This window comes from Streptomyces flavotricini (assembly GCF_020639365.1).
Taxonomy (GTDB): domain Bacteria; phylum Actinomycetota; class Actinomycetes; order Streptomycetales; family Streptomycetaceae; genus Streptomyces; species Streptomyces flavotricini.
This window is the reverse complement of the sequence record NZ_JAINUL010000001.1, coordinates 5,079,619-5,095,330: the sequence shown is the minus strand read 5'-3', so window position 1 is coordinate 5,095,330 and position 15,712 is coordinate 5,079,619. Positions and strand designations below refer to the sequence as shown.

The 15,712-nt window shown below is 72.0% G+C and carries 17 protein-coding genes and 1 pseudogene; 12 read left to right on the top strand and 6 right to left on the bottom strand.

The window, feature by feature from the left end; all coding sequences use genetic code 11:
• A pseudogene (locus K7B10_RS23220) lies at positions 1-404 on the bottom strand (hypothetical protein); the annotation flags it as partial.
• A 163-nt stretch (positions 405-567) separates the two neighbouring features.
• Here K7B10_RS23220 and K7B10_RS23215 point away from each other — a divergent pair.
• From K7B10_RS23215 to K7B10_RS23205, 3 genes are all read left to right on the top strand, one after another.
• Entirely contained in the window at positions 568-1,314 is a 747-nt protein-coding gene (locus tag K7B10_RS23215) for a GOLPH3/VPS74 family protein (RefSeq protein WP_030865569.1), read from the top strand.
• 314 nt (positions 1,315-1,628) lie between these two features.
• Positions 1,629-2,513: a helix-turn-helix domain-containing protein gene (locus K7B10_RS23210; RefSeq protein WP_229338727.1), complete on the top strand. Its 885-nt coding sequence runs from the start codon at positions 1,629-1,631 to the stop codon at positions 2,511-2,513.
• Between the two features lie 246 nt (positions 2,514-2,759).
• Positions 2,760-2,972, top strand: a complete 213-nt coding sequence (locus K7B10_RS23205) for a DUF397 domain-containing protein (protein WP_229338725.1) — start codon at positions 2,760-2,762, stop codon at positions 2,970-2,972.
• A 212-nt stretch (positions 2,973-3,184) separates the two neighbouring features.
• On the opposite strand, the gene K7B10_RS23200 is transcribed toward K7B10_RS23205, so the two are convergent.
• A complete protein-coding gene (locus tag K7B10_RS23200; RefSeq protein ID WP_229338723.1) occupies positions 3,185-4,036 on the bottom strand; it encodes a hypothetical protein in 852 nt (283 codons plus the stop codon).
• Between the two features lie 130 nt (positions 4,037-4,166).
• Between K7B10_RS23200 and K7B10_RS23195 the strand changes: the two genes are divergently transcribed.
• The 3 genes from K7B10_RS23195 to K7B10_RS23185 all read left to right on the top strand — a co-directional run bounded on the left by K7B10_RS23195 (position 4,167) and on the right by K7B10_RS23185 (position 8,930).
• A complete protein-coding gene (locus K7B10_RS23195; RefSeq protein ID WP_229338721.1) occupies positions 4,167-5,381 on the top strand; it encodes an aminotransferase-like domain-containing protein in 1,215 nt (404 codons plus the stop codon).
• A gap of 155 nt (positions 5,382-5,536) precedes the next feature.
• Positions 5,537-6,319, top strand: coding sequence for an SDR family oxidoreductase (locus K7B10_RS23190; protein ID WP_229338719.1), 783 nt, complete (start codon positions 5,537-5,539; stop codon positions 6,317-6,319).
• A gap of 49 nt (positions 6,320-6,368) precedes the next feature.
• Complete coding sequence (locus K7B10_RS23185; protein ID WP_229338718.1) at positions 6,369-8,930, top strand: bifunctional FO biosynthesis protein CofGH; 2,562 nt, start codon at positions 6,369-6,371, stop codon at positions 8,928-8,930.
• 66 nt (positions 8,931-8,996) lie between these two features.
• On the opposite strand, the gene K7B10_RS23180 is transcribed toward K7B10_RS23185, so the two are convergent.
• Positions 8,997-10,127 (bottom strand): tyrosine-protein phosphatase, encoded by a 1,131-nt coding sequence (locus K7B10_RS23180; protein WP_229338716.1) that lies wholly within the window; start codon positions 10,125-10,127, stop codon positions 8,997-8,999.
• Between the two features lie 445 nt (positions 10,128-10,572).
• On the opposite strand from K7B10_RS23180, the gene K7B10_RS23175 reads away from it, so the two are divergent.
• From K7B10_RS23175 to K7B10_RS23160, 4 genes are all read left to right on the top strand, one after another.
• The gene (locus K7B10_RS23175) at positions 10,573-11,832 is read left to right on the top strand and encodes an ADP-ribosylglycohydrolase family protein (RefSeq protein ID WP_372481560.1); all 1,260 of its coding nucleotides are present in this window, start codon (positions 10,573-10,575) and stop codon (positions 11,830-11,832) included.
• Positions 11,833-11,904: 72 nt separating this feature from the next.
• Positions 11,905-12,765 (top strand): TIGR03619 family F420-dependent LLM class oxidoreductase, encoded by an 861-nt coding sequence (locus K7B10_RS23170; RefSeq protein ID WP_229338714.1) that lies wholly within the window; start codon positions 11,905-11,907, stop codon positions 12,763-12,765.
• 60 nt (positions 12,766-12,825) lie between these two features.
• Complete coding sequence (locus tag K7B10_RS23165; RefSeq protein ID WP_229338712.1) at positions 12,826-13,071, top strand: hypothetical protein; 246 nt, start codon at positions 12,826-12,828, stop codon at positions 13,069-13,071.
• Positions 13,068-13,283: a hypothetical protein gene (locus tag K7B10_RS23160; RefSeq protein WP_229338709.1), complete on the top strand. Its 216-nt coding sequence runs from the start codon at positions 13,068-13,070 to the stop codon at positions 13,281-13,283. The genes K7B10_RS23165 and K7B10_RS23160 overlap by 4 nt, the downstream gene beginning before the upstream one ends.
• A 31-nt stretch (positions 13,284-13,314) precedes the next feature.
• Here K7B10_RS23160 and K7B10_RS23155 read toward each other — a convergent pair whose 3' ends face one another.
• From K7B10_RS23155 to K7B10_RS23145, 3 genes are read right to left on the bottom strand one after another with little or no spacing between them, the layout of a single operon-like run.
• Positions 13,315-13,719: a PIN domain nuclease gene (locus K7B10_RS23155; protein ID WP_229338707.1), complete on the bottom strand. Its 405-nt coding sequence runs from the start codon at positions 13,717-13,719 to the stop codon at positions 13,315-13,317.
• Complete coding sequence (locus K7B10_RS23150) at positions 13,716-13,961, bottom strand: type II toxin-antitoxin system VapB family antitoxin (RefSeq protein WP_229345311.1); 246 nt, start codon at positions 13,959-13,961, stop codon at positions 13,716-13,718. Before K7B10_RS23150 ends, K7B10_RS23155 begins: the two co-directional genes overlap by 4 nt.
• A 44-nt stretch (positions 13,962-14,005) precedes the next feature.
• Positions 14,006-14,443, bottom strand: coding sequence for an ATP-binding protein (locus tag K7B10_RS23145; RefSeq protein WP_229338705.1), 438 nt, complete (start codon positions 14,441-14,443; stop codon positions 14,006-14,008).
• Positions 14,444-14,569: 126 nt separating this feature from the next.
• Between K7B10_RS23145 and K7B10_RS23140 the strand changes: the two genes are divergently transcribed.
• Positions 14,570-15,406, top strand: a complete 837-nt coding sequence (locus K7B10_RS23140) for a helix-turn-helix domain-containing protein (protein WP_229338703.1) — start codon at positions 14,570-14,572, stop codon at positions 15,404-15,406.
• Positions 15,403-15,588 carry a DUF397 domain-containing protein gene (locus tag K7B10_RS23135; RefSeq protein WP_229338701.1) on the top strand — a complete coding sequence of 62 codons (186 nt, stop codon included), beginning with the start codon at positions 15,403-15,405 and terminating at the stop codon, positions 15,586-15,588. Before K7B10_RS23140 ends, K7B10_RS23135 begins: the two co-directional genes overlap by 4 nt.
• Positions 15,589-15,712 lie beyond the last annotated feature (124 nt).

The window sequence follows — 15,712 nt, the reverse complement described above, 5'->3', positions numbered from 1 at the left end:
GGAGCGTCCGCACCCGCCTTGGCCGAATCCGGGGCCGGAGCGTCCGCACCCGCCTTGGCCGAATCCGGGGCCGGAGCGTCCGCACCCGCCTTGGCGGAATCCGCGGACGCGTCCACCCGTCCGGAGGACCCGGTCCCGGCCTCACCCTCGGGCTCGGCCTCCGTCTCGGCTTCGGTACCGGTCTCGTCTTCGGTCGTGGCCACCCACGCCGCCACCGCGTCGCGCAGCGGATCCCGGTCCTCGCCGGAGGCAGCGGCGGAGGTCCCGGATTCGGGCTCCCGCGGCCGGAACACCGACAGCCTCGGGTCACGCTCCGCGGAGGACATCGCCGCCCCCGGCGCTCCTTCATCAACCGACTTGTCGGGGGACTCGCCCGCCACCAGTTCCTCCTCGATCGCCACCACGTCCGGCTGTCCGAATGTCTAACAGTGTCCCGTCTAGGGGGCATCGCCCCCGTGCTAGACGAGAACGACATAGTTGCCAGTTCCCCCACAAACCGACCACGCGCTCTCGACAGATGAATGTGAGAGGCGTCACCCTGTCACTCATCCACGCGGGGAGGCATGGATGGGCAGGAGCCGCAGAACAATTCCGGAGGAGCTTCTACTGCTCGCTTTGGACCCGACCACGGGTACCACGGCGCAGCCGCAGTCGCTCGACCTCGGCCTGGCCGGGGCACAGCTAGTAGAGCTGGCTCTGGCAGGACGGATAGCCCCTGACGGGGATCGTATCGCCGTGGTGATGCCACGGCCGACAGGAGATCCGACTCTGGACTCCGCACTGGAACTGCTGCGCAGGCGCGGCAGCCCGGTTCGGGCAGTCCACTGGATCGGTGGACCCCGGCTGGGGCTCCGCCAGATTTACCTCGCTCATCTGGAGCGTTGCGGCATGGTGCATGCCGTCGCGGGTCAGATGTGCGGAGTGCTGCCGACGACTCGCTACCAGGCGACCGACACGGCGATCAGCCGGGAGATCCGTGCCCGGCTCGACAGTGCGATCCGCACCGGTGTACCGCCGGACCCGCGGACCGCGGCGCTCGCCGCACTGGCCCACGCGGTCGGACTCGGCAAGCACCTGTACCCCGGCAACGAGGGGCGGTCGTCCAGGTCCCGGCTGCGGGATCTGATCCGGCACGACCCGATGGGCGGTCTCGTGGCGCACGCCGTCATGGACGTCCAGAACGGTGTGGCTGCGCAGCCGCGCCGTGACCGCGCACCGGCGGCCCCGCCGCCCGCCCGGGCCACGGCGAACGGCGTTCCGCTGCAGGCGCGCCGGACGGGCGCGATGGCCCGCGCCGGTGTGGCCGCGCACTGATCAGATCCGACCGATCCACCCGTATCGAACCGATACACCCGATCCACCGGATCCACCGGACCGAAGGAATTTCGGATCCACGGCTTTACCGATTCACCGCTCCACCGAACCGCCATCGCCGCAACCGGCGTCCCCGATGACCCGGTTCGGGAGCCGCCGACGCGCGGGATGGCGGGGCCGGTCCGCCGGTCCCGCCATCCCGCGCGTCCGCATTTCCGGGCCGTTCTCCGGCGCCGCCCCGCCCTTCGGTGGCAGTCTGCTCACCATCAGACACGCAGAGAGACAGAACAGAAGAAGGCGGAGGTGCCGTTCACGTGGCGTCCAATGTCAATCCCACCGTCCGACGCCGCCGACTGGGCATGGAGTTGCGCAAGCTCCGCGAGGACAAGGGCATGACGGCCGAGCAGGTCGCCGAACGCCTGCTCGTCTCCCAGTCGAAGATCAGCAGGCTGGAGAACGGCCGCCGTTCCATCAGTCAGCGCGACGTCCGCGACCTGTGCGACGTGTACGAGGTCGAGGACCGCCGGCTCGTCGACTCCCTCATGCAGATGGCCAAGGACTCCCGCCAGCAGGGGTGGTGGCACGCCTTCGGCGACATCCCGTACAGCGTGTACATCGGACTCGAGACCGATGCGGCCAGCCTGCGCACCTACGAACCCCAGATGGTGCCCGGCCTGCTCCAGACCCCGGAGTACGCCCAGGCCCTCATCCGCGGCGCGCTGCCCGAGACCGCCCCGGCCGATGTCGAGAAGCGCGTACAAGTGCGCATGCACCGGCAGAAACGGCTCTCCGAAACGGACAACAACAATCCGGACGTCGGGCCGTTGCGACTGTGGGCGGTCATCGACGAGGCCGCACTGCGCCGCCACGTGGGCGACCCGCAGTTGATGATCAAGCAGCTCGAGTACTTGATAGAGCAGTCCGAGCAGCCGTACATCACCGTGCAGGTGATGCCGTTCTCGATGGGCGCCCATCCGGGCGTGAACGGCCAGTACGCGATCCTGGAGTTCCCCGACGCGTCGGACTCGACCGTGGTCTACATCGAGGGCGTGACGAGCGATTTGTACCTGGAGAAGGCCAACGACGTGCAGAAGTACAGCGTGATGTACGAGCACCTGCGCGCGCAGGCCCTGAACGTGGAGCAGACCCGTCAGTTCATCGCCGAGATCATCGGCCAGTACGCGGGCGGCGGGAAGTAGGAACGGGGAAGCGGGAAACCGGAACCGGGAAACAGGTAAAAGAGGAGAAAACCGGGCAGGTGGCGAGGGGGGTCGGCACGGTACACCGTCACTCCCCAGCCACAGAAGTCCTGAATGGAATATGCCACTCGGTCGGGTGAATGACCCCTTCACCTGTCGAGAGGTGCCGGTAGCGTCGATCACGTCGGTCAGGGAAGCGAAATGGCCGACACCTCACTGGCACAACTCGCTGAACCGGAGAGAAACATGGCTATTCGTCAGGGCGCCACGGACAACTGGATCAAGTCCTCCTACTCCGGCGGAAACGGCGCTTGCGTCGAGGTCAAGTCCCCCGTCGTGGAGGCCGTCGCGGTCCGCGACTCGAAGGTGCAGGACGGTCCTTCCCTCACCTTCGCGCCGGGTTCCTGGACCTCGTTCGTCGCCGACGTCACCGAGGGCCGGCTGGGACGCCTCGCCTGAACGTCACGACGTACGGCCCCGCTGATCCCTCCTCTGCATCACGCGCAACGACCGCATCACCCGCACCACCGGCACCACTGACTGAAGCCCTCTCGACTGGCCCGCCGTCCCGGCCGAGGGGGCTCGGTCATGCCCGGAGCCGGAGCCTGAGCCGGATTCCGCGCCCGCCCCAACCCCCGCCCCGCCCCGCGCCGCCCCGCGCCCGGCCCCGCCTAGCGGAGCTCCCCCACGTACCGGTCCGTCCCCGGGACCGTCGGGATGAACGGCGCCACCAGCTCCACCCGCCCCAGCCCCGCCTCCGCCACCTCGGCGTCCAGGCCCTGGAACCGGTCCCAGCAGGTGCGCGGATCGGCCTCCAGGAACCACAGCAGCGTCAGCCGGGTGTCGACCCCCTCGACCTGCTTGACGTACGTCATCCGGTCACCGGGCAGCGGGGTCGGCCGGAAGACCGTCACCATCGCCGCGGGTGACCCGTGCAGCCTCTTCGGCAGGGCGCGCGAGCGCAGCCACTCCAGCAGCTCCGCCCGCTGCTCGGGGCCGTCGGCGTCGACGACCTGGAGGACCAGGCCGGCGTACGGGTGGTCGAGGGCGTGGAAGTCCCGGGGACCCGCGGCCCCGTCGCGGTAGACCGTGGCCTCGTGGTCCTGGAAGGCCGTGAAGACGTGGGTGCGGTCCTGGTAGACGCGACCGTCCCGGTTCAGCCGCTTGTTGATGCCGACCGTCCACTTCATGTGCTCGTCGTAGCGGCCTTCGGTGACCCAGTACGTGGAGATGTAGCACCCGGCGGTGACGGGCTGGGCCACGGCCGATTTCTCCGGGTAGCGCAGCCGCTGCAGCTCACGGGTGGCGACCCAGCGGCGGCCCGCGTACATCCAGGGCATGGCCATGGCGCCTGCGTAGTAGTGGTCGTCCTCGTACCAGCGGTTGTACGCGTACTCGTGGCCCGGGTGCGGCTCCACCATGGTGATCAGGGCGTGGCCGGGGCGGACCCCGTACGGGCCCACCGCCGCCAGGTCGGCGTAGTCCCCGGCCCGGGCGTCCTCGCGGTGCTCGTGTGTCGTCATGCCCAAGGGTCTAGCTGATGCAACGTCAGATGACGAGCCCTCGCGGCACGTTCCACCCCTTGACATATAGATGCCGTCTACATGCTTCACCGCCTAGGATGCGCGCACCCGCCTCCCCCGAAGGAGCACCATGCCCGCCACCGCCACCCTCCCCCCGCCCGCGTTCGCCGCCCGCGCCACCGCCGTCGCCGGGTCGCCGATCCGCGAGATCCTGGCCCTCACCGCGCGCCCCGGCGTGATCTCCTTCGCCGGCGGTCTGCCCGCGCCGGAGCTCTTCGACACCGAGGGCCTGCGGGCCGCGTACGACGCCGCCTTCGCGGCATCGGCCGCCCGGGCGCTGCAGTACTCGACCACCGAGGGCGCGCCGGAGCTGCGCGAGGCGGTGGCCGCGCGGGCGAGCGCCCGGGGGCTGGCGACCGGCGCGGACGACGTGCTGATCACCACCGGGTCCCAGCAGGCCCTCGCGCTGATCGCCGCGACGCTCGTCGAACCGGGCGATGCCGTCCTCGTCGAGAACCCCACCTACCTGGCGGCGCTCCAGTGCTTCGGACAGGCGGGGGCGCGGGTGATACCCGTCCCCTGCGACGGGGACGGCATCCTGCCCGACGCGCTGGAGGAGATCGTGGCGCGGGAGCGGCCGAAGCTCCTCTACTCGGTGCCCACCTTCCAGAACCCCACCGGGCGCACCCTGCCGGGCCACCGCCGGGCGGCGGTGGCCGAGATCGCGGCGAGGCGCGGGCTGTGGCTCGTGGAGGACGACCCGTACGGGGAGCTCCGGTACGAGGGGACCGAGGTCCCGTGGCTCGCGGCGCACCCGGGGGCGCGGGACCGTACGGCGCTGCTCGGGAGCTTCTCCAAGGTCATGGCCCCGGGGCTGCGGCTGGGCTGGCTCCGCGCGCCCGCCGCGCTGCGGCGCGCGGCGGTGGTGGCCAAGCAGGCGGCGGACCTGCACACGTCCACCGTGGACCAGCTGGCGGCGGCCCACTACCTGCGCGCGGTGGACCTCGACGCGCACATCGCCACGGTCCGCGCGGCCTACCGGGAGCGGCGCGACGCGCTGCTGTCGGGCCTGGGCGCGGCCCTTCCGCCGGGCTCGGACTGGAACCGGCCGGAGGGCGGCATGTTCGTGTGGGCCCGCCTTCCGGAGGGCTGGGACGCGACGGCCCTGCTGACCGCGGCGGTCTCCCGCGACGTGGCGTACGTCCCCGGAGCCCCGTTCCACACGGGCTCCCCGGACCCCCGCACGCTGCGCCTGTCGTTCACCACCCACACCCCGGCCGAGATCACGGAGGGCCTGACCCGCCTGGCCGGGGCCGTGGAGGCCTACTGCCCGGTGAACGCGTAGCGGGGCCGGCCTCCACCGCCGGCCGCGCCCGGACCCGCCCCGGCCGCGCCCGGGCCCGCCCGGGGCGGCCCCGATCCGCCCCCTTCCCTCCTCGGCACCCCGCCCGTAATCTGACGCACCGTCATCTACAGGGCTCGGCGCCGGGAGGCACGCGCATGCTGCTGCAAGGGAAGACCGTCATCGTCTCCGGCGTCGGGGCCGGTCTCGGGCACCAGGTCGCCGCCGCCGTCGTACGGGACGGCGGGAACGCCGTGCTCGGGGCGCGGACCGAGGCCAACCTCGCCAAGTCCGCCGCCGAGATCGACCCCGACGGCCGGCACACCGCGTACCTGCCCACCGACATCGGCGACGAGGGCCAGTGCGCGGCCCTCGCCGCCCTCGCGCGGGAGCGGTTCGGCGGGATCGACGCCGTCGTGCACGTCGCCGCCTGGGACTCGTACTTCGGCGGGCTCGAAGACGCCGACTTCGGCACCTGGCGGCAGATCCTCGACGTGAACCTGCTGGGCACGCTGCGGATGACCCGGGCCTGCCTGCCCGGGCTCAAGGAGCGCGGCGGATCCGTCGTCATCATCGGCACGCAGTCCGCCGTCGCCGCGCCGAACGAGGTGCAGCAGGCCGCCTACGCCGCCTCCAAGGGGGCCCTGACCTCCGCCATGTACTCCATGGCCCGCGAGCTCGGCCCGCACCGGATCCGGGTCAACACCGTGCTGCCCGGGTGGATGTGGGGCCCGCCCGTGCAGGCGTTCGTCACCTTCACCGCGCACACCGAAGGGGTGCCCGAGGCCGAGGTGCACCAGCGGCTGACCGACCGGATGGCGCTGCCCGATCTGGCCACCGACGGGGACGTCGCCGACGCCGCCGTGTTCCTCGCCTCCGACCGGGCACGGGCGATAACCGGCCAGTCCCTGCTGGTCAACGCCGGTGAGCTGATGAGATGACGGATTCGAGCGCCCTCGGCGGCCTGGCGTCGGATCGTATGCTCACCGCATGACTCCGACCGACAACGCGATGCGCAGGGCGCTCCGGCGGGCCCGCGACGGCGTCGCGCTCGACGCGACCGAGGCGGCCGTACTCCTCCAGGCGCGCGGCGCGGACCTCGAAGACCTCGCCGCCTCCGCCGCCCGGGTCCGCGACGCCGGCCTCGCGGCCGCCGGGCGGCCCGGCGTCATCACGTACTCGAAGAGCGTGTTCATCCCGCTGACCCGCCTGTGCCGCGACAAATGCCACTACTGCACCTTCGCGACCGTTCCCGGCAAGCTCCGCCGGTCCGGCCACGGGATGTTCATGTCCCCCGACGAGGTGCTCGACATCGCCCGCCGGGGCGCCGCGCTCGGCTGCAAGGAAGCGCTCATCACCCTCGGGGACAAGCCCGAGGAGCGCTGGCCCGAGGCCCGCGAGTGGCTGGAGGCGGCGGGCTACAGCGACACGATCTCCTACGTGCGGGCCGTCTCGATCCTGATCCTGGAGGAGACCGGGCTCCTCCCCCACCTGAACCCCGGCGTGATGTCGTGGGCCGACTTCCAGCGGCTCAAGCCCGTCGCCCCCTCGATGGGGATGATGCTGGAGACCACGGCCACGCGCCTGTGGTCCGAGCCCGGCGGCCCGCACTTCGGCTCCCCCGACAAGGAGCCGGCCGTACGCCTGCGGGTGCTGGAGGACGCCGGACGGTCCTCCGTGCCCTTCACCTCCGGGCTGCTGATCGGGATCGGCGAGACCTACGAGGAGCGCGCGGAGTCGCTGTTCGCGCTGCGCCGGGTCGCGCGCTCGTACCACGGCGTGCAGGAGCTGATCATCCAGAACTTCCGCGCCAAGCCGGACACGGCGATGCGCGGCATGCCCGACGCCGAGCTGGACGACCTCGTCGCCACGGTGGCCGTCGCCCGGCACATCATGGGCCCCTCCGGCTGCCTGCAGGCCCCGCCCAACCTGGTCGACGGGGAGTACGCGCGCCTGATCGGCGCGGGCATCGACGACTGGGGCGGCGTCTCGCCGCTGACCCCCGACCACGTGAACCCCGAGCGGCCGTGGCCGCAGATCGACGCCCTGGCCGAGCAGTCCGCGGCGGCCGGTTTCGAGCTGCGCGAGCGGCTCTGCGTGTACCCGGAGTTCGTGCGGCGCGGCGAGCCGTGGCTGGACCCGCGGCTGTTGCCGCACGTACGGGCCCTGGCCGATCCGCAGACGGGTCTGGCGAACCCGGACGCCGAGGTCGTCGGCCGTCCCTGGCAGGAGCCGGAGGACGGGTTCGGCTCGTACGGGCGCACCGATCTGCACGCCAGCATCGACACCGAGGGCCGGACCTCCGACCGGCGCGAGGACTTCGACCACGTCTACGGGGACTGGGAGGCACTGCGCGAGGCGGCCGCCCCCGGCATGGTCCCCGAGCGCATCGACACCGACGTGCGGGCGGCCCTCGCGCAGGCCGCCGACGATCCGACGGAGCTCACCGACGCCCAGGCCCTCGCCCTGCTGCACGCGGACGGGCCGGCCCTGGACGCCCTGTGCCGGATCGCGGACGACCTGCGCAAGTCGGTGGTGGGCGACGACGTCACGTACATCGTCACGCGGAACATCAACTTCACGAACGTCTGCTATACCGGCTGCCGCTTCTGCGCGTTCGCGCAGCGCCGCACGGACGCCGACGCGTACACGCTGTCGCTGGACCAGGTCGCCGACCGGGCCGCCCAGGCCTGGGACGTGGGCGCGGTCGAGGTGTGCATGCAGGGCGGCATCCACCCGGACCTGCCCGGGACGGCGTACTTCGACATCGCGCGCGCGGTGAAGGAGCGGGTGCCGGGCATGCACGTGCACGCGTTCTCGCCGATGGAGGTCGTCAACGGGGCAACGCGGACGGGCATGTCCGTACGGGAGTGGCTGACGGCCGCCAAGGAGGCCGGGCTGGATTCCATCCCGGGCACGGCGGCGGAGATCCTGGACGACGAGGTCCGCTGGGTGCTGACCAAGGGCAAGCTGCCGACGGCGGACTGGATCGACGTCATCACGACGGCGCACGAGCTGGGGATCCGCTCCTCGTCGACCATGATGTACGGGCACGTGGACCAGCCGCGGCACTGGCTGGGGCACTTGCGCACGCTGGCCCGGATCCAGGAGCGGACGGGCGGCTTCACGGAGTTCGTGACGCTGCCGTTCATCCACACGAACGCGCCGGTGTACCTGGCGGGCATCGCCCGGCCCGGTCCGACGGTCCGCGACAACCGCGCGGTGACGGCGATGGCCAGGATCCTGCTGCACCCGCACATCACCAACATCCAGACGAGCTGGGTGAAGCTGGGCGCGGACGGCGCGGCCGAGATGCTGCGCTCGGGGGCGAACGACCTCGGCGGGACGCTGATGGAGGAGACCATCTCCCGGATGGCGGGGTCGGGTTACGGCTCGTACAAGTCCGTACGGGACCTCGTCGCGGTCGCGGAAGCCGCGGGCCGGCCCGCGAAGGCCCGTACGACGCTGTACGGGGAGGTGCCGCAGGAGCGCCAGGACGCGGCCCGCGCCTCGGACGGGCACCTGCCGGAGCTGCTGCCCGTACTGGACTGAGGGCGCGCGCGAAGGGCCCGGCCGGGGAGCGGTCCCGGCCGGGCCCTTCGTGGCGGCGGCCGGGGATCAGCCGACGAGGAGGTCCTTCTTGAGCTGCTTCAGCTCGCGGGCGTCGATGCCGAGCCCGTCCTTCAGGTAGCGGTCGAAGGTGCCGTACCGCGCCTTCACCTCGTCGTAGCCGGAGTTGAGGTACTCGGCGCGCACGTCGAGCATCGGCTTGTAGACGGCGGCCTGCGGGGCGGGCAGGTGCGAGAGGATCGCGTCGTTGGCGGCCTTGCGGTAGTCGTTGCTGGCCAGGTAGTCGGCCATGACGGTGTCGCCCGGCACGCCGAGGGCGGTCAGCAGGGAGGCGTTCGCCCAGCCGGTGCGGTCCTTGCCGGCGGTGCAGTGGAAGAGGACGGCGCGGTCGCGGTCGCGCTCCATGCCCTCGAAGACCTGGCCGTACGCCTTCTTGCCGCCCTCGCCGCCGACCATCGCCTTCTCGGCGTCGACCATGGCCTTGACGGCCTCGTCGGGGGACTTCGGCAGGGCCTGGAAGGAGCCGGAGCCCGCGAAGACGTCGGCGACGGTGTACTTGGCGCCGGCCGGGACCTTGTCGGGGCCGGCGGTGCGCTCGCTCTCCATGCGGAGGTCGAAGACGTTCTTGACGCGCAGTCGCTGGAGCTTCGCCAGGTCGGCGGCGGTCAGCTTGTCCAGGGCGTCGGAGCGGTAGATCTCGCCCATCTTGACCCACTGGCCGGTGGTGGTGCGGTAGCCGCCCGCGTCGCGGAAGTTGACCGCTCCCTCGAGCTTGACGAGGCGGTCGGCGAGGCGCAGGCCCGCGCCGCGGTCGGGCTCGAAGTCGAACCACTGGCGGTCGGCGGCGGGCAGCCCCGACACCACGGCGGTGCCCTGGGCGCCGCCCTTGGCGACGACCTTGCCGTTCGCCTTGATCTCGACCCGCTTGGTGCCCTGGGCCTTCCACTTCAGCGTGAACCGGCCGTCGGCGCCGGCGGTGACGGTGGCCTCGGTGAAGGGTATGGAGGTGCGGCCGTGGTGGTGCCCGGTCCAGGGGAGGTCCCACCCGGTGGAGGCCGGGGAGGCGGTGGCGGCGGGGGCTGCGACCAGGGAAGCGGTGAGCGCGGAGGCGACGGCGGTCGCGGCGAGGAGTGCCTTCTTCATGCCCTTGAGGCTGTTGGCCGCCGGAGAACTCTGCATGAACGCGACATGGCCTGAACCGACCGGCTCCAAGGCGAGTGGCAAAACGTGCCACTCCTTGTTCAAGGCGCGCCACCTGGGCATCCGCCGGTCGTTTCGGACCGGATGTGAACGAGATGCCGAGGGATCGCGGTACGGATTCCAGCCGTTCTGCACGCACATACGGCTTGCTGGACGCCCTCGTTCCGGATTCGATCAGACGTGTCCATTACAGTGCGCGCCAGAGCATGCCGGGCGGGGCAGGGGGATCGCGATGGACGACACGACGACCGAAAAGCACTCCATACCGGCGGTTCCCGGCACCGGTCCGCGGCCGGCGGGCCGGGACGAGCCCGCGGGCGGGACCGTCGGCGGGGCGGGGAACGGGCCCGGAGCCGGGAGCGGCGCCGGGAGCGGGAGCGGCGCCGGGAGCGGGAGCGGCGCCGATGCGGGCCGTACGGCCCGCATCGCGGGCGGGGCCGCCGCCGCGGCCGGGATCGCGGCCCGGGTGGGGCGCGCCCCCGAGGCCGCGGCCGGCCGCACCCCCGGCGGAACGCTCGGAGGGACGCTCGGCGGGCGCACCCGGGTCACCACCGGGCTCTGGGGCCGGACCGAACAGCAGGACTTCCGCAGCCGCGTCCGCGGCGCGCTCCTCGGCTCCGCCGTCGGCGACGCCCTCGGCGCCCCCGTGGCCGCGCTCTCCCTCGACGCCATCCGCGAAGCCCACGGCCCGCAGGGCGTGACCGAGCCCGCCGCCGGCCCGTACGGCCCCCGCGGCACGGTCACCGCCGCCACCCAGCTCACCCTGTTCACCGTCGACGGGCTGATCCGCGCCCACGTCCGCCGGGACACCGGCGCCTGGCACCCGCCCACCGACATCCACCGCGCCTACCGGCGCTGGGCCGCCACCCAGCACGACTGGGGCCCCGACGAGCGCCGCAAGGACAACGGCTGGCTCGCGCAGCAGGAGTGGCTCTACGCCCGCCGCGCCCCCGACCGCGCCTGCCTCACCGGCTTCGCCGACGACGTCCTCGGCACCCTCGACCAGCCCAAGAACCCGGCCGCCCGCGACGCGGCCGCAGCCGCCCGCTCCGCGCCCTTCGGCCTGCTGGTCGGCTGGGAGCCCGGGCTCGTCCTCCAGCTCTCCACCGAGTGCGCGGCGCAGAGCCACGGCCACCCCGCCGCGTACCTCACCGCCGGCGGCCTCGCCGTCATCGTCCACGGCCTGACCCGCGGCGACTCCCTCGACGCGGCCGTCCAGCGCGCCCTGGGCCTGCTCGGAGCCCGCCCCGGCCACCAAGCCGTCACCGACGCCCTCCAGCGCGCGCTCGCGGCCGTCCCGCAGGGCCCGCCGTCGGCGAACACCGTGTCGGCGCTCGCCTCCGGCGACGGCCACGGCGGCCCCGGCGGCCCGGACGCCGCGAACGCCCTCGCCGTGGCCGTCTACTGCGCGCTCGTCGCCGAAGACATCCCGCACGGCCTGCGCCTCGCCGTCAACCACGGCGGGGACTCCACCTCCGCCGGCGCCCTCTGCGGAGCCCTGCTCGGCGCCCTGCACGGCGAGACCGCACTCCCGGGCGCCTGGCTCGCCGACCTCGAAGGGCGGGCCACCCTCCTGGAACTCGCCGACGACTTCGCCCTCGAAATGACCCAGGGCCCCTCCCTGCACGGGCCGAAGGTCTCCTCCCCCGGCTGGCCGGCCCGCTATCCCACCGACATCGGCTGACGCCCCCTCAACAATCCGGCGCGCAGGCCTTAGCGTGGCCCTCCACCGAGGAGCCACGGAGGTGCCCCAGCCATGCGGATCGCCACGACCATCTTCCTGACGGACCACACCCTCTCCCCCGTCCGCCTCGCCCGCGCTCTGGAGGAGCGCGGGTTCGCCGGGCTCTACCTCCCCGAGCACACGCACATCCCCGTCACCCGCGACACCGCCGCGCCCATGGGCGGCGACCTCCCCGAGATGTACGGGCGCACCCTCGACCCCTTCGTCGCCCTCGGCCAGGCCGCCGCCGTGACCGAACGGCTCACCCTCGGCACCGGCATCACCCTCGTCACCCAGCACGACCCGATCGCCCTCGCGAAGCAGGTCGCCACGCTCGACCACCTCTCCGGCGGCCGCTTCACCCTCGGGATCGGCTACGGCTGGAACGTGGAGGAGGCCGCCGACCACGGCGTCGAGTGGCGCACCCGCCGCGAGCTGGTCCGGGACCGGATGGCCCTGATGCGCGCCCTGTGGGCCCCGGAACCCACCGCGTACGTCGGCCAGTTCTCCTCCGTCCAGGCCAGCGCGGCCCACCCCAAGCCGGTCCTCGCACCGCGCGAACTCGGCCCCGGGCACCTCCTGCACGGCCCCCGCACCCTGATCGGCGGCGCGGCCGGCCCGAAGCTCTTCACGGCCATCGCCGACCACGCCGACGGCTGGCTCCCCATCGGCGGGGGCGGCCTCACCGAGTCGCTGCCGGTGCTGCGCCAGGTCTGGGAGACCGCGGGCCGCGACCCGAAGAACCTCCAGGTGGTCCCGTACGCGGTCCACCCGAGCCCGGGCAAGCTCTCCCACTACGCGGACCTCGGCGTCGAGGAGGTCGTCCTGCAGCTCCCGTCGGCGCAGGAACCCGAAATCCTGCGCGCCCTCGACGACTTCGCGCAGTACCTGTAATTCGTTCGACGCGGGCGCGCGGCCGGCCCGACGATGGCCCCCGAAAGGGGGCTGATCCACATGCCGGGCCAGCAGAAGCGCAAGCGGAGCAGGGAACGTGCCCACCGTCGGGCGGCGGCCGTACGCGGCCACTGGGAACCGCTGTTCTCGACGCAGGTGCAGACGGAGATGAAGGAGTACGTCCGCCGCCTCTGCAGCGAGCGCGAGATCTCACCCGAGTGCGTGCGGATCGACCAGTTCTGCGGCCGCAACACCCACCCGTCCACCTACCGGGTCAGCGTCTTCGTCCCGGAAAGTTCCGCGTGAGCTTCCGCCGGGAGAGCGTCCCTTGGTTCGTGGTCCTGCCGGCCATCACCGACGCCCCGCGCGGCGCACACGAGTTGGCCACCGTCCACCGGGTCACGGCCGCCGCGGTGGCCACCCGCTCCGGCACGGCCCTCGCCGAGCACCTGGGAGTCCCCTTCCACTTCGCGAGCCCGGACCACCCGGACGACACGGCCCCCCGCCGGCGCCCCTGACGTCGGCGGCACGCAAGCGGTGGCGCCGCTCTCAGACCGCGATGCGCCGCACGGGCTGCCCCGTGATGCGGGCGATGGTCTCGAAGTCCGCGTCTTGGTGGAGGACGGTCAGTTGGTGATGCTGCGCGGTGACGGCGACGAACAGGTCGACCGGACTCGCGCACTGGTGGCAGCCCTCGTCCGCCATCCTCTGCTGGAGCGCCGCGGTCTCCTCCCATACGGAGTCGCGTGCCACGAAGTACGGGAAGGTCTCGCGGAGCAGTCCATCGGCCTCGTAGTAGGCCGGGCGGCCTCCGACGGCACGCAGGAACTCCTGGCGAACCGGTTCGCACAGCCCCACGACTCCCGAGGTGACCACCTCGTCCCACGCGGGGGCTGCCTGTCGGCGGTAGAAACGGATGAGCGCGCTGGTGTCGATCAGGAAGCTCTCGCTCACGCAGCCGATCGCCTTCCCGGACCGTCCGCGCCGTCCGCGTCATCGCCGCCCTCGATGCCGGAGAAATCGATCTCGCCATCGACGACCATCTGCCGCATCCGCTCCACCGCCGCTGCTCTGCGGCGTCGATCGGCAATCTCCCGCAGGGCGGCGTTCACGGTGTCCCGCTTGGTCGTGGTGCCGAGGTGCCGGGCGGCTTCCGCCAGGGCCTCGTCGTCCAGGTCGATCACCGTTCGGGACATCGCGGCCTCCACACTGGGCATATATACGATTCCCAAAAATGATATCACCCGCGACCGAGCTCGGCCCAGACCGTCTTGCCGATCACGCGGTCGGTGACGCCCCAGTCGGCGGCGACGGCATCGACGATCCGCAGCCCGCGGCCGCCCGCGGCCTGGTCCGCGTGCGGGTGCGGGTTCGGCTGAAGCGCGGGCCGCCGCTCCCGGCGGGCGTCGGACACCTCGATGCGCAGTACGCCCCCGAGAAGGGTCAGCTTGAGCTCGAAGTCCCGGCCGGCGGCGTGCCCGTGGATGACGGCGTTGGCGGTGAACTCGGCGACGATCCGCTCCGCGTCCTCGGACAGCGGGCTGCGGTGCGGGATCCCCCAGTCGTGCAGCTCGACCACGGCGAGACACCGCGCGAGGCGGGCCCCGCGCCGGGTGCTGCTGAAACGCTGAGTGAACACGCGTACGAGGGCCTGGGCGGGGCCAGTGGGTGCGGTCATGGGAGCAACCTGCCGGTTGGTCAGGGCAGTTCCCAGAAAGTCGACCGCTACTTTTCAACTGTACGAGTTCACGCCCTGGACAGTGACGGTCACAGCCGGTGAACCTGAACGCGGGAGGTGACCGCGATGGTGAGTCACGAAGAGGGCGGCGACGGCGAGGTCGAGCCGGACAGCGACCTGCGGAACTTCGGGGAGACCGTGAAGGCCTTCCGCAAACGCGCGGGACTCACACAGGAGCAACTGGCCGAGCACGTCCGGTACTCGGTCCAGTACGTCGGCTCGGTCGAGCAGGGCCGACGGCACCCGTCGGTGAAGTTCGTGAACCGGTCGGAGGAGGCACTGGACGCGTTCGGGGTGATCCGCATCGCGGCGAAGCAGCTGCAACGACGACGTGGGCTCGCGTCGTGGTTCAGGCGGTGGGCGGAGCTGGAGGACGTCGCCGTCGCACTCAATACGTACGAGTGCAGGTCGATTCCGGGGCTGTTACAGACGGAGGCCTATGGGCGGGCGCAGATCGACAACGTTCCTCCACTGGTTACGGCCGGCGAGGCCGAGGCGCGCATAACGGCCCGCGCCGAACGACAGAAGCTCCTGAGGCGCACGCCGTACATCGCTTTCAGCTTCATCATCGAGCAGGCGGTGATCGAGCGACGAACCGGGGGCTCAGAGGTCACAGGCGAACAGATCGACCACCTGCTGGGATGCGCGAAACTGCCCAACGTCGACATCCAGATCATGCCGACGATCCAGCCTCTCCACGCGGGCACCGACGGCCCCTTCCGACTCCTGGAAACCGAGGACAACGAGTGGCTGGCCTACAGCGAGGGGCAGCAGTCGGGCCTCGTCATCTCAGGCCCGAAAGACATCAGCCTCCTCCATCAGCGGTATGCCAAACTTCGTATCCAGGCCCTCAATCCTGCTGACAGTGCGGGCCTGTTGATGCGAATGCGAGGATCCCTGTGAACAGCTCCCCGTTGCGGTGGTTCAAGAGCAGCTACAGCGGAAGCCAGGGCGACGACTGCGTCGAGGTCGCCGCATGCGCCGACGCCGTCCACATCCGGGACTCGAAGGTGGCGGCCGGGCCCGAGCTGGCCGTCGCGCCCACGGCCTGGGCCGCGTTCCTGGGCGGGGTCACCGGGGCCTGAGCTCCGGCCGGGCGGCATCAGAGGGAGTCCGGGGGTTTCCCGGCAGTCCACTGTCCTTCCGTGTCGGTCCGGGCCGTCAAGGGCGCTCCCTTCGGTCGCGTCGCTCCGCGATGTCGCTGCGCTC